The sequence below is a fragment of the Pseudomonas sp. NPDC047961 genome (assembly GCF_050272435.1).
Taxonomy (GTDB): Bacteria; Pseudomonadota; Gammaproteobacteria; order Pseudomonadales; family Pseudomonadaceae; genus Stutzerimonas.
The window spans coordinates 391,393-411,695 of the sequence record NZ_JBNNMD010000004.1; the positions used below are offsets into that span (position 1 = coordinate 391,393).

The 20,303-nt window shown below is 60.6% G+C and carries 19 protein-coding genes; 5 read left to right on the forward strand and 14 right to left on the reverse strand.

Features of this window, described 5'->3' with window-relative positions:
• The first annotated feature begins 25 nt into the window (after positions 1 to 25).
• Positions 26 to 646 (forward strand): glutathione S-transferase family protein, encoded by a 621-nt coding sequence (locus ACQKIK_RS16055; RefSeq protein WP_499136662.1) that lies wholly within the window; start codon positions 26 to 28, stop codon positions 644 to 646.
• 34 nt (positions 647 to 680) lie between these two features.
• On the opposite strand, the gene ACQKIK_RS16060 is transcribed toward ACQKIK_RS16055, so the two are convergent.
• From ACQKIK_RS16060 to ACQKIK_RS16100, 9 genes are all read right to left on the reverse strand, one after another.
• The gene (locus ACQKIK_RS16060; protein ID WP_499136663.1) at positions 681 to 1,442 is read right to left on the reverse strand and encodes an SIR2 family NAD-dependent protein deacylase; all 762 of its coding nucleotides are present in this window, start codon (positions 1,440 to 1,442) and stop codon (positions 681 to 683) included.
• Positions 1,443 to 1,853: 411 nt separating this feature from the next.
• Entirely contained in the window at positions 1,854 to 3,353 is a 1,500-nt protein-coding gene (locus ACQKIK_RS16065; protein ID WP_499136664.1) for a methyl-accepting chemotaxis protein, read from the reverse strand.
• 128 nt (positions 3,354 to 3,481) lie between these two features.
• Positions 3,482 to 4,729: an NAD(P)/FAD-dependent oxidoreductase gene (locus ACQKIK_RS16070; protein WP_499136665.1), complete on the reverse strand. Its 1,248-nt coding sequence runs from the start codon at positions 4,727 to 4,729 to the stop codon at positions 3,482 to 3,484.
• Positions 4,730 to 4,744: 15 nt separating this feature from the next.
• Positions 4,745 to 4,996, reverse strand: a complete 252-nt coding sequence (locus tag ACQKIK_RS16075; RefSeq protein ID WP_045427097.1) for a hypothetical protein — start codon at positions 4,994 to 4,996, stop codon at positions 4,745 to 4,747.
• On the reverse strand, positions 4,993 to 5,421 hold the full coding sequence (locus ACQKIK_RS16080; protein WP_064482344.1) for a nuclear transport factor 2 family protein: 429 nt from the start codon (positions 5,419 to 5,421) through the stop codon (positions 4,993 to 4,995). Before ACQKIK_RS16080 ends, ACQKIK_RS16075 begins: the two co-directional genes overlap by 4 nt.
• Positions 5,418 to 6,845 (reverse strand): deoxyribodipyrimidine photo-lyase, encoded by a 1,428-nt coding sequence (phrB, locus tag ACQKIK_RS16085; protein WP_499136667.1) that lies wholly within the window; start codon positions 6,843 to 6,845, stop codon positions 5,418 to 5,420. The genes ACQKIK_RS16080 and phrB overlap by 4 nt, the downstream gene beginning before the upstream one ends.
• Positions 6,842 to 7,783 (reverse strand): MerR family transcriptional regulator, encoded by a 942-nt coding sequence (locus ACQKIK_RS16090; protein WP_499136668.1) that lies wholly within the window; start codon positions 7,781 to 7,783, stop codon positions 6,842 to 6,844. The genes phrB and ACQKIK_RS16090 overlap by 4 nt, the downstream gene beginning before the upstream one ends.
• Before the next feature lies 1 nt (position 7,784).
• Positions 7,785 to 8,747 (reverse strand): YbgA family protein, encoded by a 963-nt coding sequence (locus ACQKIK_RS16095; RefSeq protein ID WP_499136669.1) that lies wholly within the window; start codon positions 8,745 to 8,747, stop codon positions 7,785 to 7,787.
• 140 nt (positions 8,748 to 8,887) lie between these two features.
• Positions 8,888 to 9,103 (reverse strand): TIGR02450 family Trp-rich protein, encoded by a 216-nt coding sequence (locus ACQKIK_RS16100; RefSeq protein WP_064482340.1) that lies wholly within the window; start codon positions 9,101 to 9,103, stop codon positions 8,888 to 8,890.
• A gap of 180 nt (positions 9,104 to 9,283) precedes the next feature.
• Between ACQKIK_RS16100 and ACQKIK_RS16105 the strand changes: the two genes are divergently transcribed.
• Entirely contained in the window at positions 9,284 to 10,183 is a 900-nt protein-coding gene (locus tag ACQKIK_RS16105; protein WP_499136670.1) for a TIGR01777 family oxidoreductase, read from the forward strand.
• A 72-nt stretch (positions 10,184 to 10,255) separates the two neighbouring features.
• Positions 10,256 to 11,281, forward strand: coding sequence for a ferrochelatase (hemH, locus tag ACQKIK_RS16110; RefSeq protein ID WP_499136671.1), 1,026 nt, complete (start codon positions 10,256 to 10,258; stop codon positions 11,279 to 11,281).
• Positions 11,282 to 11,317: 36 nt separating this feature from the next.
• Here hemH and ACQKIK_RS16115 read toward each other — a convergent pair whose 3' ends face one another.
• The 5 genes from ACQKIK_RS16115 to ACQKIK_RS16135 all read right to left on the reverse strand — a co-directional run bounded on the left by ACQKIK_RS16115 (position 11,318) and on the right by ACQKIK_RS16135 (position 16,567).
• Positions 11,318 to 13,954 (reverse strand): EAL domain-containing protein, encoded by a 2,637-nt coding sequence (locus tag ACQKIK_RS16115; protein WP_499136672.1) that lies wholly within the window; start codon positions 13,952 to 13,954, stop codon positions 11,318 to 11,320.
• A gap of 216 nt (positions 13,955 to 14,170) precedes the next feature.
• Entirely contained in the window at positions 14,171 to 14,617 is a 447-nt protein-coding gene (locus ACQKIK_RS16120) for a PAS sensor domain-containing protein (protein ID WP_045427117.1), read from the reverse strand.
• A 335-nt stretch (positions 14,618 to 14,952) separates the two neighbouring features.
• On the reverse strand, positions 14,953 to 15,324 hold the full coding sequence (gene folX, locus ACQKIK_RS16125; protein WP_127839331.1) for a dihydroneopterin triphosphate 2'-epimerase: 372 nt from the start codon (positions 15,322 to 15,324) through the stop codon (positions 14,953 to 14,955).
• Complete coding sequence (gene folE / locus ACQKIK_RS16130; RefSeq protein WP_148924327.1) at positions 15,324 to 15,881, reverse strand: GTP cyclohydrolase I FolE; 558 nt, start codon at positions 15,879 to 15,881, stop codon at positions 15,324 to 15,326. Before folE ends, folX begins: the two co-directional genes overlap by 1 nt.
• Before the next feature lie 287 nt (positions 15,882 to 16,168).
• The gene (locus ACQKIK_RS16135; protein ID WP_499136673.1) at positions 16,169 to 16,567 is read right to left on the reverse strand and encodes a thiol-disulfide oxidoreductase DCC family protein; all 399 of its coding nucleotides are present in this window, start codon (positions 16,565 to 16,567) and stop codon (positions 16,169 to 16,171) included.
• 94 nt (positions 16,568 to 16,661) lie between these two features.
• Here ACQKIK_RS16135 and ACQKIK_RS16140 point away from each other — a divergent pair, with 94 nt between their 5' ends.
• Entirely contained in the window at positions 16,662 to 17,618 is a 957-nt protein-coding gene (locus ACQKIK_RS16140) for a MerR family transcriptional regulator (protein ID WP_064482334.1), read from the forward strand.
• A gap of 109 nt (positions 17,619 to 17,727) precedes the next feature.
• The gene (gene pqqF, locus ACQKIK_RS16145; RefSeq protein WP_499136674.1) at positions 17,728 to 20,253 is read left to right on the forward strand and encodes a pyrroloquinoline quinone biosynthesis protein PqqF; all 2,526 of its coding nucleotides are present in this window, start codon (positions 17,728 to 17,730) and stop codon (positions 20,251 to 20,253) included.
• Positions 20,254 to 20,303: the final 50 nt, after the last annotated feature.

Sequence of the window (20,303 nt, forward strand, 5' to 3'; positions counted from 1 at the left end):
CGACCAAAGAACAGGAGCGAATCGCATGTTGAAACTCTGGGGCCGAGCGAACTCGACCAATGTGAAGAAGGCGCTCTGGTGCCTTGAAGAGCTGGATGTTCCTTACACTCGAATCGATGCAGGCGGCGCCTTCGGCGTCGTAAGCGACGCAGACTATATCGCCAAGAATCCCAACCAGCTGGTGCCATGCCTGGAAGACGGCGCGTTGGTGCTGTGGGAGTCCAATGCCATAGTCCGCTATCTAGCCGCTCGTTATGGGGAAGGAACACTCTGGAGCGCAGACCCTGCCGCGCGCGCGGAGGCGGACAAATGGATGGACTGGACCACCTCGTCGCTGGCCGCTCCCTTCCGCACGGTGTTCTGGAACATGGTGCGCACTGCGCAGGATCAACGCGATATGCCAGCAGTACAGGTGGCAATCGGCGAGTGCGGAAGGTTGTTGGCTATCGCTGACCATGCCCTCTCGAAACAACCCTATCTGGGTGGCGTCTCGTTCGGCATGGGCGATATCCCGCTGGGCTGCTTCGCCTACGCCTGGTTCGAGATGCCCATCGAGCGCCCGGACCTACCGCACCTGCGCAGCTGGTATGAGCGACTGCTAGAGCGTCCGGCCTATCAGGCGGCGGTGGTCACGCCACTGACCTGAAGCGTGTGGCTCTGCAGCCAGGCAGGTACGGCGCTCAGCGGTCACCAAAGGCCAGCTCGACCAGTGGTGGCAGCTGCTCACCAGCGAGCCCTGCCAACGCAAATTCCCGTTCGCTGTGATCGGTATTTGGCTGCGGGTTGACGTGGACCACTACGGCTCCGGCCCGCCAGGCCAGTCCCGGGACTTCAGCAGCGGGGTAGACCATCCCGGAAGTGCCGACCGAAATGAGCAGATCGCAGGTCTCTGCGGCAGCGAAGGCGGTATTCAGTGCTTCGGTGGGCAGGCTTTCGCCAAACCAGACGACGCCGGGGCGCAGCTTTGCGCCGCAAGCATTGCAGCTCGGCGGCTCCAGTCGGCGTCCACCTTCGGGCTCGTCCGGCATACCCAGCGGTGTGTTGGGGCGCTCGCCGCAGCTGAAACAACGTGGCTGATGCAGGCTGCCATGCAGGTGAATGACGTCGGTGCTGCCCGCGCGCTCGTGGAGGTCGTCGACGTTCTGGGTGACAAGCGTGAGGCGAGGGACGTGGCGGGCCAGTTCGGCAATGGCCACGTGCGCAGGGTTCGGCTGGGCCTGCAGCACCTTCATCCGACGCCACTCATACCAACCCCAGACCAGAGGCGGATCGGCTTGGAAGGCTTCGGGCGTTGCCAGCGACGCCGCGTCGAAACGCTCCCATAACCCGGTGAGCGAGTCGCGAAAGGTCGGAATACCGCTTTCTGCCGACACGCCTGCGCCTGTAAAAACCACAACGTGCCTGGCACTACGCAGCGTGTCGACCAATGAGGCTGGGATCATGAGCTGACTCCTCTGTACGGCGATTGAGCTGAAAGCGACCAATACCATTCAAGGCACCCAGGTGCCCAAAAAAAGACGGTAACTCCATAGCGACTGCCAGTGAGGTCATTCGTTACTCAAGCTCCAACGTTTCAGAGTATCGGCGTCGCCACGCTCGTGGGTAATCGGCTGTGGGCGCGGGCATAGGCGAGACGGCTGCATCGTTAGTAGATGCTGCGGATGTCGCCAAACGTAGAGGGCGGGACCAGGTAAGCGTCGCGGACCTGGACTCACGCACCGTTCTGGATTGACCGGCCCCTGATGTTTGATAGCGGCTTCGTACGGCTGATGTTCCGGACTGTAGTCACTCCCAATGGGCTGATAGCAGGGAAGGCCGCGGGCTCCGGTGTACAACCGAAGCCCTGATGTCATTTATGAACGAACGGCGAAGCGTCCGCTGAGCGTGCCCAGTCGTGAGGCCAGCGCAGTCAAGCCAACGCTGTCCTGCTCCAGCTTGCTGGCATCTACAGCGTTCTGCTCGGCGATCTGCTGAACGCTCTGCAGGTGGCTGGCGATATCCGCGGAAACCGCAGTCTGCTCATGGGTTGCGGCAGCGATCAGCTCGTTCATATGACTGATGGATTCGATCTCCTGTGCCATGGATTCCAGCAGCACCGTCGTGTGCTGGCTGTCTTCGACGCAACGGGCCACGCTCTGCCGGCTGACCTGCATCGAATCGGCGGCTTTGCGGCTGCTTTGCTGCAGGCGCGTGATGATCTCTTGAATCTCGCGAGTAGAAGTCGCCGTTTTCTGCGCGAGATTACGCACCTCATCGGCAACCACCGCAAAGCCTCGGCCTTGTTCCCCGGCCCGAGCGGCCTCGATGGCGGCGTTCAAGGCCAGCAGGTTGGTCTGTTCGGCGATGCTACGGATCACTTCGAGCACGCGCCCGATCTGCTCGGATTGGGCGGCCAGGTCTTGCATGACCTCGTCGGTTCCGTCGATGCGCTGCGCCAGCTGGGCGATTTCCTGACGGCTGGTCGCGACCGATTGCCGGCCCTGTCCCGCCTTCGTGTTTGCGGCTTGTGCCGCTTGTGCCGCCCGATCGGCATGACCGGCGACTTCTTCGATGGCGGTCGACATCTGCTGCATTGCATCGACCATCTGTGCGGTTTCGCCCAGTTGTAGATCGGCACCGTCGCGCATTTGCCGGGTTGCGGCGCTCAGGCTGCCAGCCGTCCCGTCGAGGCCACGCGCATCGATTACCACTGCACTGACCAATTCGGACAGTTGATCAAGCAGGTGATTGAACCGCTCGCCTACAGGTCCGCTGGCTGCGGAGCGATGGTGGAGGTCGATCCGTTCAGGGTTGCGGGTGATCTCTGCCGCAGCGCTCAGCAGCGCTTCGCCTTCGCGCGCTTCGGCGTTGCCGCGTATCGCCAGATAAATGAGGATGGCACTTTCAAGTACCACATAAAACGCATGCAGGAAGACTTCACCCCAGGTGCCATGGGGCATCAGGAACACCTCGGCACCTTGCTGCTGTAGTGCAAAGAACGCCAGGTGATGCACCGCGATGGTCGCAGCAGCCACGACGATGGGCAGCCAGTCCCGGTAATACACCAGGAACGCGAGCAGGGCGAAGATGCCGAAGTGCATCTCCAGCATGCCGTGCTCCTGGTTGATGTGCAGCGCTGACATGACCATGAACGCAGCGCCGATGAGACAGCGCATCAGCCGCTCGCCTGAAATAAGTGCGTTGAGCACTGTCATTGCGAGCGCGGTACCGCCACCCACGACGATGGCCTGTGCCCAACTGCCGCTCATTGCTGCCAAACCGAGCGCGTATACGAAGAGAAACCACAGCACGCCGAGCATGATTCGATCGGCCTTGCGGTAGTGGTCTTGCATGGTGAAGGTCGTGCTGTTCATCGGGTGCCTCTCGTAAGCGCTCGGGCGTGCATCGCTATATCGGCTGGCTTTGAATTGGAACTCAGACCGCTCATCGGCTCATGGTCGATTCGTGGCATGGAAGACTCGGGGTGCTATGTGGGTGGCGTTCAACCCCGGTTGCCGAGCGCATCGGCCACCCGCATCGCACTGACCACGCCGTCTTCATGAAAGCCATCACCCCAGTAGGCGCCACAGAAGTAGCTGTGATTCGGGCCGCAGAGTTCATCGGCGCGCTTTTGTGCAGCGATTCCGTCCAGGCTGTATTGCGGATGAGCGTATGTGTAGCGCCCGAGAATCCGCGAAGGGTCGATGAAACGGGTCTGGTTCAGGCTGAGGCAAAACGTTTCCGGCGCTTCGATACCCTGCAGCAGGTTCATGTTGTAGGTGACCGCTGCCAGCTGCTCGCCCGGACTGCCGAGGCGGTAGTTCCAGCTGGCCCACGCCAGAGGGCGCTTTGGCAACAGCCGGGTATCGGTGTGCAGCACCACGTCGTTATCGGCATAACGCGGTGCGCCCAGAATCTGCTGTTCGGCCGGGGTCGGTGCATTTAGCAGCCTCAACGCCTGATCGCTGTGACAGGCAAAGATGACTTTGTCGAAACGCTCAGCACCCTGCGCACTGACGACCGTCACGCCCAGGCGATCGCGGTTTACTTCGAATACCGGGCAGTTGAGCCGGACGCGCTGGCTGAAGCCCTGGGTCAGCGGTCCGACATAGGCACTTGATCCACCCTCGATCACATACCACCGAGGCCGTTGGCTGACCGGCAGTAACCCGTGGTTCTTGAAGAAACGAACGAAGAACAGCAGCGGGAAACCGAGCATTTCATTCAGCGACATCGACCAGATTGCAGCCCCCATGGGCACGATGTAGTGATCAATTAAACGTTGGCTATAGCCGCCCCAACGCAGGTACTCGCCGAGCGTGACGTGCGGGGCTATGCGCTGATTGGCATAGTCGTCGAGGCTCTCCTTATTGAAGCGCTGAATGTCGCGAACCATGTTCCAGAAGGAGGGCGACAAGAGGTTGCTGCGCTGGGCGAAAAGACTGTTCAGGTTATTGCCGTTGTATTCCAGGCCGGATAACGGATCGCTGACCGAGAAGCTCATTTCGGTTGGTTTGAAGGCCACGCCGAGACGCTCGATCAGTTCGATGAAGTTGGGATAGGCCCGTTCATTGAATACGATAAAGCCGGTATCGATTGCGTAATCCCGACCCAGCAGACTGACGTCCGCCGTATGCGTATGTCCACCAAGCCAGCCAGCTGCCTCGAACAGGGTGATGTCGTGCTCGCGATGCAGCAGGTGCGCGCTCGTCAGGCCGGAGATACCTCCTCCGATGATCGCCACTTTCATGACTGTTTTACTTGATCAACGGCGCGACATGCGCTGGCCCAGTGCGTACTGCAGGCGTGCCGGTAGTAGAGAGGTGGAACGCAGTGCGGCGGCAAACGCCGCCAGAAAGACGCTGCCATGCGGTTGCCGATCAAGCTTGCCGGCGATATGGCGTGTTGCCCGTTCTGCTGGCCAGCGCTTGGGCATTGGGAAGCCCTGCTGACCGGCCAATGCCTGACCAGGCCCGCGGCTCGCGCTCGTCAGCCAGAGGCATTGCGACGGGCTCATGCGATTCTCCGGTGCAACCAGCGAATCATCGATCCGACAACGGGAACGTGTTGATAAATCAAAGCGCCCGCGTCGAAATAATCGCGATGACGCACCACTTTGCCAGCCGCATTCCAGCGCAGCATGGTGCAACCTTCCAGGCTGATGAGCTGGCCTTGATTGAGGCGGGGATGGCGAAAGCTCATGACCCAGCGGAGATACCCTTCGCCTTCCCGCACCTCGTCGAAGGCGAAAAACTCGAAGTCGAGTGACCTGAGGTCGGCGTACAGCTCTGCAAAATAATCGTGCAGCTGGGTTAGCCCGCAGATTTCATGCAACGGGTCTGTGAAATGGATGTTGTCGGCATAGAGCTCGGCAAGGCGGTCGAGATTGTGTACATCGAGCCGCGCGAAGTTGGCCGAAAACTGCTGCAGAAAGCCGCTCACAGCGCCTCTCCCAATTGCCTGAATGCTGAAAGCGCACGCTCACGGCTCATCGGCAGATCGGTGATAGGAGACGGGTACTCGACGCCTGCGAACAGCCCGTTCAGCTTCGCCGGGTTGTGGATTCCGCGTTTGTCCAATTCCGCCAGCTCGGGCAGCCAACGCCGCAGGAAACGGCCGTCCGGGTCGAACTTGGCCGACTGACTGAGCGGGTTGAACAGGCGGAAATAGGGCACCGAATCGGTCCCCGTCGAGGCGCTCCATTGCCATCCGCCATTATTGGCGGCGAGGTCGCCATCAATCAGGTGCTGCATGAACCAACGCTCGCCTTCGCGCCAGTCGATCAACAGGTTTTTGCTTAGAAACATGGCGACGATCATGCGCAGGCGATTGTGCATCCAGCCCGTGGCCAGCAATTGGCGCATGGCGGCATCGATGATCGGAAACCCGGTACGGCCCTGCTGCCAGGCCGCCAGCTCATCCGGTGCGTGACGCCAGGGCAGGGTATCGGTTTCTCGCCGGAACCCCCGGCCCATCGAGACGTGTGGATAGCCGACCAGTACATGCTTGTAGAACTCTCGCCAGAGCAGTTCATTGATCCAGGTGACCGCACCCGGATTGCCGCTGTCGTGTTCGCCTCGATTGGCTCTCAAAGCGGCGTGCAGGCACTGCCGAGGGGAAATAACGCCTGCAGCCAGGTAGGCGGAAATCTGGCTGGTACCCGGCTCGGCGGGGAAGTCGCGACGTTGTTGATAGTCCGCCAGATCGTCTTCGGCGAACTTTGCGAGGCGAAGTTGGGCGAAGTCTTCGCCAGCCGGCCACAGCGAACACAGATAGTCGCTGGGCTGGGCGAAACCATCGACTGCCTGCGGCACCGAGTCGCCGGCAACCAGCAGCGATGCCTGGCGATCCGGGACGGGGAGACACGCGGGAAGTGACTGTGTCAGCCGGGCATAACACACCTTTCGGAACTGGCTGAAGACTTTGAAGTAACCACCCGACAGCGTTGTGATGGTCCCTGGTGCAAACAACAGCTGATCAAGGTGGCGACGCATGTCGGTGGGCGTTTTTCGCAGCGCTTCGGCGACCGCCTCGTCACGGCGCTGCTCGTTCACACCGTACTCGTCGTTGACGTGCAGGGTACTGATCTCATGGGTGCGGCAAATATCGACAATCACCGCCGGCACTGCCTGCCAGTCTTCAACGGTGCGGATCAGCAGCGGGACGTTCAGTTCCGAGAGGCGTATCGACAGTTCGGCCAGATTGCGTAGCCAGAAATCGACCTTGCACGGCGCGTCGTCATGGGCGAGCCACTGCCCAGGTGTAATCAGATAGAGCGCCACGGTCGGACCGGTGCTCATCGCGGCAGCCAAGGCGGTATTGTCACTGACGCGTAAATCGGTGCGTAGCCAGAGAAGCTGGTTCATTCCCGATACCCTTTGGGATTTTCAAGCAGCGGCCCATCCTGCAGGACTTCGAGGGCCGCGAGCGGATCGATGGCGAGGGTCAGACCAGGTACGTCGCGCAGTTCGGCCAGGTGAATGCTGGCTGCGGGCCCTGCCAACAGCAGCGGCATACCGTGCGGGTCGGCCAGGCGAGGCAGTTGGCGCTTGAGGTAGCCACTATCCAGCGACTGGCTGGCGTAGAGCAGCAGGCCACGCGGTTTGATCCGTTCCAGCGCCAGCGGCAGTTCCGCCAGCGGCACCGACCACTCGATTACCTCGGCAGGGCAACCGGCGCTGGAGACCAGCCAGGCGCTGAGCCACAAGCCCGGCTCGAAGCGCTGCTCGCATAGGGTCATCAACAACAACGGAGCACCGTTGTGCTGGCGGTTGCTGTGATAGATGCGGGTGCCGAGCTTGGTTCGCAGCCATGAACAGAACAATCCACGCTCGAGCTCGGCGCCGAACGAGCTGGTCCAGCGTTGTTCGAGGCTCAGCAGCAGGGGCATTAGCAGGTGCTTGCACAGGGTAAGTGGTGGATATAGAGACAGCGCACGGTTGAAGCTGTCGTCTAGCTGTCGCTCGGAAAGGTCGGTGACGGCCCGATACATCTGGTCGTGCATTCCGGCCCACTGGTTATGTTCGGTGGGATTGGTGCTCTGGCGGGCGTCCAGCAACTGCTTGACTTGACCGACTGCAACGCCCCGGTTGAGCCACTTGAGAATGCTCTGGATGCGCTTGACGTGACTGTCGTCATAGAGCCGATGGCCCTTGGGCGTGCGACGCGGCACGATCAGCCCGTAACGACGTTCCCAAGCCCGCAGGGTGACCGGATTGACTCCAGTAAGGCGCGCTACCTCCCTGATCGGAAACCAGCCGTCTTCACGGCTGGGGTCGATCTCATCATCAATAGTCAGGGTCATGTTAGATGCCGTTGCGTAGGCTGAGGTCTTCTGGATGCGGCTGCATATACACCTGGCTGGCCACGTAACGGTCCGGATGACGGCGGAAGTGGTGCTTGAGCAGCGTCATCGGTACGACGAGGGGCACGATGCCCTCGCGGTATTGGCTGATGAGACGTTGCAGCTCCTGCTTGTCGTCGCCGCAAAGATCGTTCTTCAGATACCCGCTCAAGTGCTGCAAGACATTGCTGTGCGTGCCGCGCGAAGCTGTGGTTTTGAGCGCTGCCATCAGCCGGCTGAAATAGACCGGTGCGAACTCATCCAGCGCCTTATTGCCGACCGTCCCGACCAGCCGACCGAGGGCTTTGTATTGCAAGGGGTTGGTCGCCATCAGCTGGTACTTGTGTCGCGAATGGAATTCGACCAACGCCTTGCGGGTCAGCCCGGCTTCGAGCAAACGCTGCCACTCGGCGTAGGCAAAGATTCGGGTAAGGAAATTTTCCCGCAGCACAGGGTCGTTTAGCCGGCCGTCTTCCTCAATGGGCAGGTCCGGCCGCGCTTCCATTAGCGCATGAGCGAACAGGCCGGAGCCGCCACCGTCGATGGGATGCCCATTGGCCTGGTAGACCTTGACCCGCTCCATTCCGCAGGAGGGGGATTTCTGCATCAGGATATAGCCGCTGATATCACCCAGTTCGCGGGCGATCTGCTTGCCGTAGGCGGTCAGGGCTTCGCTGACATCCAGCTCCGGGTGCACGGTGCCGACTGCGCGAGGGCTGTCGGGATCGCCGACCAGGCGGATTGGCTCACGTGGCGTACCGAGACCTATGGCGACCTCCGGGCAGACCGCCACGAACTCGAAATGTTTAGCCAGCGTTTCGCTGCATAGCCGCGATTCCTTATGGCCGCCATTGAACCGCACCGGGCTGCCGAGCAGGCAGGCACTGATACCGACTTTGATTGCGGGACGAGAGGCATTGGGCATGGGGATGACCTCACTGTGTTCCTGTACAGATAAGGGGTTCTGTACAACATGTGAAGATCATAAGCGCTTACTTGTACAAGTCAATAGCATGTGTACAAGAAGCGTTGATGCGGCTATCGCCTAGCGAGCGCGATGGTCCGTTACCGCCAGCCAAACAGCCATTGCTGATCGTCGTGCAGCGCGTGCCAATCTATCCATTGGCTGCGTCGAGTGAGGACGGCCTGCAGCTCCACTTGTAGCAAAACGTCATCTTCATCCCGTAGGAGCTCCGTGACGAGAAAGTGCTTTTCCTTGTTCTGTGGTCGAGTAGCTGTCCATTTGGAAAGCAGCAGCTTGTCTGGATTGAATCGATTCATAGCGACTGGACGCCGGTGAGAGACTGGATGTGCATTGGCCACCTGTTTGCCAAGTTGTACATAGACTACGCTTGCACTACTAAGTTATACAGCAATCGATGGCTGTATAGGTGTAACATCAGAACGTAGCAGCTCGCGGAGTCATAGGCGCGAGCCCACAGCTGACTTGCGGAGGCCGCAATGAACATATTGCTCACCGGCGGGACCGGCCTGATCGGTCGTGCATTGTGTAAACACTGGTTGTCTCAGGGCCATCAGCTCTGGGTCTGGAGTCGGTCACCCGAGCAGGTGGCGGACCGTTGCGGCGAGTCGGTAACGGGCATCGGCGATCTGGGCGAGCTCGATCAGGTCCGGCTTGACGCGGTTATCAACCTTGCAGGTGCGCCGATTGCTGATCGTCCCTGGACCAAATCCCGCCGCCTGTTGCTTTGGAACAGCCGTATCAAGCTAACCGAGCAGTTGGTCGAATGGCTTGCAACCAGACAACAAAAGCCTGCGCTGCTGATTTCCGGCTCGGCCGTCGGCTGGTATGGCGATGGTGGTGAGCGGGAACTGAGCGAGGATGACAGCGCGGTCACCAACGATTTCGCCAGCCAGCTCTGCGCCGCCTGGGAGGAAAGTGCCACGCGAGCTGAGTCGTTGGGCATTCGTGTGGTGCTGGTCCGAACGGGGCTGGTGCTGGCAGCTCATGGCGGGTTCCTAGAACGGCTCAGACCCTTGTTCGCGCTCGGGCTGGGAGGCAGGCAGGGTAGTGGTCGTCAGTGGATGCCGTGGATCCACATCAACGATCAGATCGGCTTGATAGATTTTCTGTTGCACCAGCCAGATGCTGCTGGGCCCTACAATGCCTGCGCGCCTCAGCCAGTGCGTAATGCCGACTTTGCCAAGGCGTTCGCAGCGAGTTTGGGGCGACCAGCAGTTCTGCCGGTACCGGCGCTGGCCTTGAAGGTCGGTCTGGGTGAGCTGTCGGGTTTGATTCTAGGCGGTCAGAAAGCCCAGCCGTTGCGATTGCAGGCCGCGGGGTTCCAGTTTCGCTTCGTGACGTTGGATGCGGCATTGGCGGACCTGCGCAAGGCGTAGTCGCTATGTGAAAATAGCGCCGCGGCCAACGGGTTGCGGCGCGCTCCATTAAATCAGTAGTTGGAAATGTGCATGTCAGAGCAGGCGTTGTTGTTGGTCAATCTGGGTTCCCCGGCGTCCACTGAAGTGGCTGATGTACGCCGCTATCTCAACCAGTTTCTGATGGATCCCTATGTCATCGACCTGCCTTGGCCAGTTCGCCGGTTGCTGGTCTCGCTGATCCTGATCAAGCGCCCGGAACAGTCCGCACATGCCTATGCTTCCATCTGGTGGCCAGAAGGATCACCACTGGTGGTGCTCAGTCAACGCCTTACCGACGCCGTCCGCCCGTATTGGAAAGAGGGCTCCGTGGAACTGGCGATGCGCTATGGCGAGCTGTCCATTGAGCGCTCGCTGCTGAAATTGGCTGGGCAGGGCATCCGGCAGGTCACTTTGGCGCCGTTGTATCCACAGTTCGCCGACAGCACCACGACCACCGTCATCGAAGAGGCGCGGCGGGTGATTCGTGAGCGAAAGCTCGACATTCAGCTGTCGATACTGCAGCCGTTTTTCGACCAGCCGGAGTACCTCGATGCGCTGGTTGCGAGTGCCCAACCGCACCTGGAGCAACCCTTCGACCACCTGCTGCTGAGCTTTCACGGCTTGCCTGAGCGGCATCTGCGCAAGACGGATCCAACCGGCGCGCATTGTCTGAAAACGGTTGACTGCTGCCAGCGTGCCGAAGGTGCCGTCCTTGCCAGTTGCTACCGCGCGCAGTGCATCCAGAGCGCCGCTGCGTTCGCCGAGCGCGCCGGCCTGCAGCCCGAACGGTGGTCGGTGTCGTTTCAGTCGCGACTGGGGCGTGCCAAGTGGATCGAGCCCTATACCGAGGCGCACCTGGAAGAGCTGGCTGCCAGGGGGGTGAAGAAGTTGTTGGTGATGTGCCCAGCGTTCGTGGCCGACTGCATCGAAACGCTGGAGGAAATTGGTGATCGAGGCCGCGAACAGTTCGTGGCGGCCGGTGGCACGGATCTGCAGCTGGTCCCTTGCCTGAACACCCATGAACAGTGGGTGCAGGCTTTGATTACTCTGTGCCGCCGGGCGCCACTGGCGTTGTAAGCGGCCCGTCTCGGCGTGTGGGTGCGGGAACGACCCTCACGTCACGGGTTCTAGCGCGAGCGCTTCGAATGCTTCCAGCGGAACGGGGCGGCTGAACAGATACCCCTGAAACATGTCGCAGCCATTGGCGATCAGCAATGTCCGCTGTTCCTCCGTCTCGACCCCTTCGGCAATCACCTCCAGCTTGAGCCCGGACGCGAGCGCACAGGTGGCTCGGATGATGGTCTGGCTACTGGCATCTTCGACCAGCTGACGGACGAACGACTGGTCGATCTTCAATTGATCGAGTGGTAGTCGCTGCAGATAGGCCATTGATGAGTAACCTGTGCCGAAGTCGTCAATCGAGAACCGAATGCCGTGCTGCTTCAGGGTTCTCATCCGAACCACCGCTTCTTCCATGTCATCGAGTAACAAGGACTCGGTGATTTCAAGCTTCAGCAGTCTCGGATTGGCGCCGGTACGCTGCAGCAAGGCTAGCACCCGATCGACGAAGTCGGCTTGGTAGAGCAGGCTCGCACTGAGGTTGACCGCGAGCGTCAGTGCCGCCCGGGGTGGCTGTTTGGCCCACGTGGCGAGCTGCTCGCAGGCCTGGGTGAGGACAACGAAATCCAGTGCTTCGATCAGCCCCGCACGCTCTGCAGGCCCGATGAAGTGAACCGGGGTGAGCAAGCCGCGTTGCGGATGCTGCCAGCGCACCAGCACTTCAGCACCGACGAGTCCACGATGACGTTCGATCTGGGGCTGGAAATGAATCACGAACTCGCCGGCCGTCAAGCCACGCCGGATTTCGTCTTCCAGGCGCAGGCGCTCTTGCACGGCCTGCTGCATGCGCGGGTCGAAGAAGCGCAGGGCGTTTCTGCCGGCTTGTTTGGCTTCGTACATCGACATGTCGGCGCGCTTCATCAGCTCTTCCGCGTCACCGTCGTTGCTGTTGAGCAGTACCACGCCAATGCTGGCGCTGCTATGCACCAGTAGCGAGCCCAGTCGGTAAGGCTGACCAAGGGCTGAAAGGATCCTTTCGCCTATCTGCTCGGCCTGGGCTGCTGCGTATTCCGCCTTGGCATCCAGATCCTCGAGCATGACCACGAACTCATCACCTCCGAGGCGGGCAACGGTGTTGACGCCGCGGACCTCACCGCTCAGTCGTTCGGCGACCATGCAGAGCAGCTGGTCGCCGGCCTGGTGACCATGAAGATCATTGATGTTCTTGAAGTTATCAAGATCGATGAACATCAACGCGCCGTACTGCTGGCTGCGTACAGTCGCGGTCAGGGCCTGCTTGAGACGATCAAGCAGCAACCGGCGGTTGGGCAGCCCGCTCAGGGGGTCATAGAACGCAAGATTATGGATGCGCTCTTCGGCTTGCTTGCGCTCGGTGATATCGGTAAAGGCGGCCACGTAGTTGGAAACGGAGCCCTGGGCGTCGAGCACCGTGCTGATCGACAGCCATTCAGGGTACACCTCGCCGGTCTTACGTCGGTTCCAGATTTCACCCTGCCAGGCGCCGGTTTGCTGGATGCTGCGCCACATGGCCAGATAGAAATCGGGCGAGTGACGACCCGAGGCGAGTAGGCGCGTGTCCTGTCCGATGGCCTCGTCAGCACTGTAGCCGCTGATCTCAGTGAATGCCTGGTTGACCCGCAAGATGCGGTTCTTGGCATCGGTGATGATCATGCCCTGCTGTGACTCGAACGCGATCGAGGCGATGCGACGCTCCTGTTCGGCGCTGGCACGCTCGCTGATATCCCGGCTCAGGCACACCACTGCCGGCTTGTACGGTTGCGCCAATTGCAAGCGCTGGGCGCGCACTTCAAATACCTTCAGGCCGTCCACGGTCTGAGTGGAATATTCGAGCAGGCCGGGTGCGCCGCGGGACAGTGTTTCACGAATCAATTCGCGGAAGCGTTCTGCCTGAAGGGGCGGGAGCACGTCCTCCACTGTCTTTCCGATCAGGCTTTGGTCGCCTTCTTGAAGCGGCGCGGAGCCGTTGGAGATCACTTCCAGGTAGCGGCCATCCTCATCGAGCACCAACAGCACGTCGGGAATCGCCTGGGTGATAGCCCTTAAACGCGCCTCACTGAGATGCATTGCTCGTTCGATCTGGTCGCGTTTGAGCAGATCTGCCAATAGCAAGCCCAACAACATTACCGCCATTGGTAGTACCAGCAACATAGGCACCGCAACCTGCTCAAGGGTAGGTGCTACCAGCTGTGCGGGTAACAGCAGCAGCGAGGCTACAACACCGCCATGTAACACAAGGCCAAAAAGTAGTAACTGGCAGGCACCAATCCCGATCTGGCCCCGGCGGTGGAAATGCCGATAGACAAGGCCCAAGACGATCGGCAGCAGTACGTTGATCAACCCGACCCAGACGCCCGCGCCGCCGACCCAAAGCCGATACGCGCCGGCAATCAGCCCAGCGATGCCCGCAGCGATCGGGCCTCCGAACAAGGCCGCCATGCTCAGCACGACAGTGCGCGCATCGAAGATGACCCCGTCCTGCACGGAAATAGGCATCAGCATGCCGACGATGCAGGCACCGCCGAACCAGATGCCGGCAGTACATTGCGCCCATCGCTGATGGCTCTGCCCCCAATGGCGCGCTGTAACGGAAAGCAGCCAGCAAAGCGCAAGGAGCACCGTTGCGTTTTCAACGAAAGCATAGGAAGTCAAGGAAGCGGATCCGGATTCAGCCGCCGTCCAAGTTGGCGGGAATGTAGTGGCATATGGCAATTATTCGTGTTTTCTCGGCAGTCTGCATCAACAAATGCACTTGCCGGTCACAAACAAGGTGCCGCGACCTCAGGGTGTGGCTTATACCAAGCCTTATCGGCACCCCTGAAGCAGGCTGAAGCGTCGTCGGGCGATAACTGACCTACGGTAAATTGGTTAGCTCTGCAGGGCCGCCAGTTGCTCTCGGAGCTGCTGGACTTCGGCTTCAAGCTCGCGGACCCGCTGCTTGGCCTCGACTTCAGGGGTGACGTCTTTCTGGATGCCGATGTAATAGGTGAGCTGGTCACCTTCGTTGAATACGGGCGTGATGGACAGTTCGTTCCAGAACGCACTGCCGTCCTTGCGGTAGTTACGGATGATCTGGCGGCACGGCGTGTTGTTGCGAACCGCTTCGCGTATTGCCGCAAGACCTGGCTGGTCGCGGTCATCCGCCTGCAGGAAGCGGCAATCCTGGTAAAGGATGTCGTCGACCTCGTATCCCGTCAGGCGCTGAAATGCGGGATTAGCGTAGATCAGGATATTGTCGTCACCTTCCTGCTCGGCTACCACGATACCGTCGTTGGAGGCTTCGATTACCAGTTGCAGCAGCTTGGCGTTGATCATCAGGGTGTCTCTTGTGCGTTTCACGGCATTCTAGAACAACTACCTGAAAGCTGGCACACGGCTTTTTGTAGCGAGGCGGTTCTGCCCTTTGGCCGCAACCATTGGCCGCCGAACAACTGGCCGCGAAAGAGGTGTTCGCGAAACGGCGGAACTGCTCGCTACGACGTGGCCGCCGTCGGCTGAAGTGCGGGGCGTCAATGCCGAGTCCTCGGCGCGGGATAGGCAGCATGCCGGCGCCGAGCCAGAACGGTAGCAAGAATATTGATAACGAAAAGGCATCGGCGCGTATCGGATAGAGGGTTAGCCGCAGGTTGTCGTTCAGTTATCAAACGGCCTCAGCGGCTCCCGGCAAGTGTGATCGAAACCGATTCGGCAAACCGCAGTGCGTGCGGCTTGTCGACCTCGACCTCGGCGTACTCGACGCTGGGCCGGCTCATGACCAAGTCCAGGATCTCCTGGGTCATGCGTTCCAGCAGGCTGAACCGGTTGCTCTCGACGTGGCCAATGACCGCTTTGGTCAGGGTCCGATAGTTCAGTGCGGTGTCTATGTCGTTGTCGCGTACCGCATCGACTGCCTTGTAGAGGACCGTCAGGTTGATCAGCACGTCCTGCTTGTTGAGGATTTCATCTTCGTTGATGCCGATGTAGGTGCGCAGACGCAAATCCTTTACCCGGATACGCGCCAAACCGGGTTCCAGCCGAGACATCAGCGATTTCCTCCGATCAGCTGCAGGAACTCCATCCGGGTGGTACAGGATTCGCGGAACGCACCCAGCATCACCGAGGTGTTCATTAGCGAGTTCTGCTTCTCAACCCCGCGCATCATCATGCACATGTGCTTGGCTTCGATGACCACCGCAACGCCAGCCGCACGCGTCACTTCTTGAATCGCCTCGGCGATCTGGCGAGTGAGGTTTTCCTGAATTTGCAGGCGGCGTGCATACATGTCGACGATGCGTGCAATCTTGGACAATCCGAGCACCTTCCCGGTCGGGATGTAAGCGACGTGTGCTTTGCCGATAAAGGGCAGCATATGGTGTTCACAGAGAGAGTAGAGCTCGATGTCTCGGACGATGACCATCTCGTCGCTGTCCGAGGCGAACAGGGCGCCGTTGACCACTTCCTCCAGGCTCTTGCCATATCCATTACACAAGTACTGCATGGCCTTGGCGGCGCGCTTCGGGGTGTCGAGCAAGCCTTCGCGCTGGGGGTCTTCGCCGACCCCCAGAAGTATTTGGTGAAAATGGCCGGGTAGTTCGTTCATGAGTGATCCTCTGGGAAGCCGTCCATAGGCAAACCATGCATGTTATTCGTGGCAAAGGCGCCAGCTGAGCGCGGACCTGATCCTCGTCACTGGTTGATGCAAAGCTATACCAAATACTCATTCTGTACAAGAATTAGCGGAAATCTGGCGCGCTGGAACTATCGCCAGGTTTCTCGCAAACCTTTGTTCACCGGGCGGCTGGCGATCCCGAGTAAATGCAGGACGAACGGTGCGGGCTCAAGTGAGCTTGCAGACTGTAGAGGTTTCGTTGCGCAACGGCCTGGGAGTCAACGAGGACCGCAACGGTCCGTGCAGCGGCTGCTGCCGTCGGGATGGGGTAGCCAGCCGAGATAAGACCGCGCCAGACTGAACAGCCAATAGGCAAGCAGCAGCAATGGCCGCAACGGCCGCCAGCCCAGCGGCGCGGCCCATTTCCCGAGGCCTGCCGCGCGCCAGCTCCAGTAGGTTGCGTCGAGGCCAGTCAGCCAGTGTCCGTCGGCGCTGCGCGCATGTAACTTACTGCGGAGCTGGTCGAGGGATCGGTCCTCGCTGACGAAACCAGGCGTGCTGATATCCACCAGCTGCAGGCACTCCAGCGTGGCATGGCGCCGCAGCCAGATGACCTCGCGGGCGCAGAGCGGGCAGGCACCGTCGACATAGAGCGTAAGCGGTAGTTTCGGAGACATTGCACAATCCTGTACTTGTATAACCTCTGTACAGCCTATGCCTGCAGACCCTGAGTTACAATGCGCCCATTCCCTTGCATGAGCTGTCCGCGTCATGACTGAATTTGCCCGTGCTTCTTCGCTGCTTTCGTCTTCATCGCTCAAGCAGGAAGAGTTGTTCCCGATCCGAGAGGTATCACGCCTGACCGGTGTCAATCCGGTCACCCTGCGTGCCTGGGAGCGCCGCTATGGCTTGATCCAACCGACCCGCACCGAGAGCGGCCATCGTTTGTATTCGATGGCCGATGTCGAAGCGGTTCGCAGTATCGTGGCTTGGACGGAGCGCGGCGTGGCAGTGAGCAAAGTGGGTAGCATTTTGTCGCGCAGTGCCGCAACCCGAGCGGCGGTGCCACCAGAGCAGCAGGAGGCCGTCGCTGGCGAATGGGGCGAATGGCAGGCTCAGGTACAGCGGGCAATAAGCAGTTTCGACGAGAGCCGCCTCGATCGGGTCTATGGACAGATCTTCTCGACCTATCCATTACCGGTCGTTTTTCAGGATGTGCTGTTGCCGTTGTGGCAGCAGTTACTGGTGCGCCAGGATGAGTTCGGTCAAACCAGCGAGTGGCTCTTTCTTGACAATTTCTTGCGTGCCCGCGTGCTGCAGCGACTGCAACTTGCGCGAGCCCAGGCGGAAGATCGCGTGCTGCTGGCGGCTGTGCCAGGGCAATGCCGCGAGCTGGAGTTATTGATTGCCGGCCTGCTGCTTTCCAGTGACGAGGTTGCTGCCAGTGTGCTGGCCATCGGTCAACCGCTGGATGAGCTGACCCTGATCTGCGAAAAGGTTCGCCCGCGCGCATTGGTGCTGTATTCCAATGTTCCGCCCAACGCAGCCTTGCTCAAGCAGTTTGCCAAGCTTGCACTCAGCCTCGACTGTCCTCTGGCCATGGCGGGTGAGGCCGCCGAGTTTTCCCAGGAAGGACTGCGCGGGTCGCCTATTGCCTGCCTTGGTAATGCTGGCAAGCTGATGCAGCGCCGTCTGCTGCAGTTCCTCGATGGGCATCTGGACACCTGAAGACGGCCGGACTTGCGGAGCTGGCCCCAGGGTTTGATGCTTAAGCATGATTGTGCCAAGCGAACCTCGGCGCGATCCTCCCAGACTCACAGCCGGAACACGTCGCCCAATGCACTCGTCAGCCGATCCTGTCCAGCAACCGTCGCAAACTGTTCTTCCCAACGGGCTGCGCGTGCGCCTGATGCCGTTGCTTGGCAGCTCGCAGGCCGCAGCACTGGTGCGAGTCCACGCTGGCTCGCATGACGCGCCGAGTGCCTATCCTGGGTTGGCGCATTTTCTTGAGCATCTGCTGTTTCTCGGCAGCCGGAATTACACTGCGGCAGAAGGTCTGATGCCCTTCGTTCAAGGATGTGGAGGGCAGCTGAACGCATCGACCCGTGAACGACATACCGACTTTTTCTTTCAGCTGCCAGCCGACCAGCTCGAAGAGGGCTTGCGTCGTCTCGTAGATATGCTCGCCAATCCGTTGCTGGACCCTGGTGCGCAGCTGCGTGAACGCGAGGTGCTGCAGGCCGAATACCAAGCGCGTGCGCAGGACGCCGAAACGCTATGCGACGCGGCGCTCGGATACGCGATCGACCCAACCCATCCGTTCGCTGGCTTTCATGCAGGCAACCGCGACACGCTCCCGGTAGAGGACGCAGCCTTTCAGGAGGCGCTGCTTGGCTATCATCGGCGGTTTTACCACGCCGGCCAGGTCGAGCTGCTATTGGCAGGGCCTCAGCACGAAGAGGTCTTGCAGTGTCTCGCCGACCAAATGGACGCTGGGCTCGCCAGCCATCCCTTGGTGCGGCGCGAAGTCCCGCCTTTGCGCTGTGAGGCTAACGGCTGGTTTCGCTTGCAGCTCAGCAATGCTCAGCCACGCCTGTTGCTGGCGTTCGCGCTTGACGGATTGTCGGAGCACGCCGTACCGGCGCTGGATTACCTGTCCGCCTGGCTCGCGTCCGAAGCGCCAGGTGGGCTCACGCAACGCCTGCGTGATGCCGAATTGGTTCAATCGGTAAAGCTGCGCATCCCTTATTGGTATGCGGGGCAGGGCGTTGTGGTCGTGGAACTGTTGCCGACGGAGCGAGGAATGGCGGCGCCGGCTGAGCTGGTCGAAGCCGTGCTCGACTGGTTGCGTTTCTTTTCCGACGATGCACGTTGGCAGCCATGTCATGAGGAATATCAGCGCATCCGCCATCGAAGCCTGCAGAACGCCGAACCGCTGACACGGCTACGGTACTGGGTGGATCCGCTGGCCTGGAACCTCAACAGCGATGAAGCTGCGATCAAACAGGCGCTTTCATTGCTCTCGGCGCAGATGCTCGGTTGCGCGCCGCTGGTCCTTATCACCGACAAGACCAGCTGCGCGGCCATTGAAACCAGCGGCTTTCCGCTGCGCCTGCAGTCCGAACCGCCGCAGCGGACAGTGCCCGCTGACTGGGGCTGGCAACAGCCAGCTGCGAATCCCTGGTTAACACCCGGATTGCTGCGCTATGAAGCGGCTGATATCCCGCCTGCACTGCGTTGGCAGGGTCCGGAAGACATGAGCGGACAGGGCGCTTTGTTTTTACGCTGGCAGTTCATGCGAGGCGAGTCTTTCCCCGCCTTGTCGCACACCCTGACGCATGCGCTGCAGTCAGCTGCTTGGGCTGCCCAACAAGCCGGTGTAGCGCTGCGTTTCGAGGATCTCGGGGATGCCTGGTGCCTCAGGCTGGAAGGCTTTGCCGAGGCCATACCGGCAATTCTGAGCGACATAACGCCCGTGCTTAGCGCGCCGCCAGCCGCGGCGTTTACCGAGGGCCAAGCACTGGCTGAACGCGACGCGGCACTCAGCAGCGATGTGATGCTGGTTCGGCAGCTGCTCAATCGCCTGCCTCGGCTGCTGATGGATCCGACTGCGGCCCCTGGCCAGACCGCAGCTTCATCCTCACTGGCTCGGCTGTGGCAAACGGCACAGTGGCAAGGCCTGGCCATCGGCTTCGCGTCGTCCATAAGCGGACCGCTGACCGATGCGATCCACACGCTGCCAGGAACACCCGCGCTATTCCCGGTCGCTCGCAGCGTGCCAGCAACGGTGAAACGCTGGCATGACGTCAGTGGCGCGGCCGCGATGCCCGAAACAGCATTTCTGCTGTTCTGCCCGTTGCCAGACCGTACCGCCAAATGCGAGGCCTCCTGGCGTGTGTTGGGGCGGCTGATCGAAGCGGACTTCTTCCGACGGTTACGGAGCGAGCTGCAACTGGGGTACGCCGTGTTCTGTCGCTTCTGTCAGTTCGACGAGCACGCCGGGATGCTGTTCGCCGTGCAGTCACCGACCGCCTCGGCCAACGCGATTCTCGATCACGTCGAGCAATTCCTCAGCGACAGCACAGTGAAACTGGCCGAACAAGATGACGATGTGATCGAGCGAGCCGCACGCCAAGCCAGCGACCGGCACGTAGCCAGCGCATCGGACTTCCGCGCCCAGGCCGAACAGGCATGGCAGAGTCTGCAAGCAGGACATGAGATTGATCGACCCATCGAGGTTGCCGCTGCGATGCGGACCCTTCAGCGACAGGATCTGACGGCGGCCCTGGAGGCACTGCGCTTGGCCCGCGCGGGCTGGGTGGCTGTCGCCAATGCGCCAGCACCTGATTCAGGCTGGACCTGACGCCCAATCCCACCGCAACTTCACTCGGCAGTTTCGCTTTCTGACCAGCC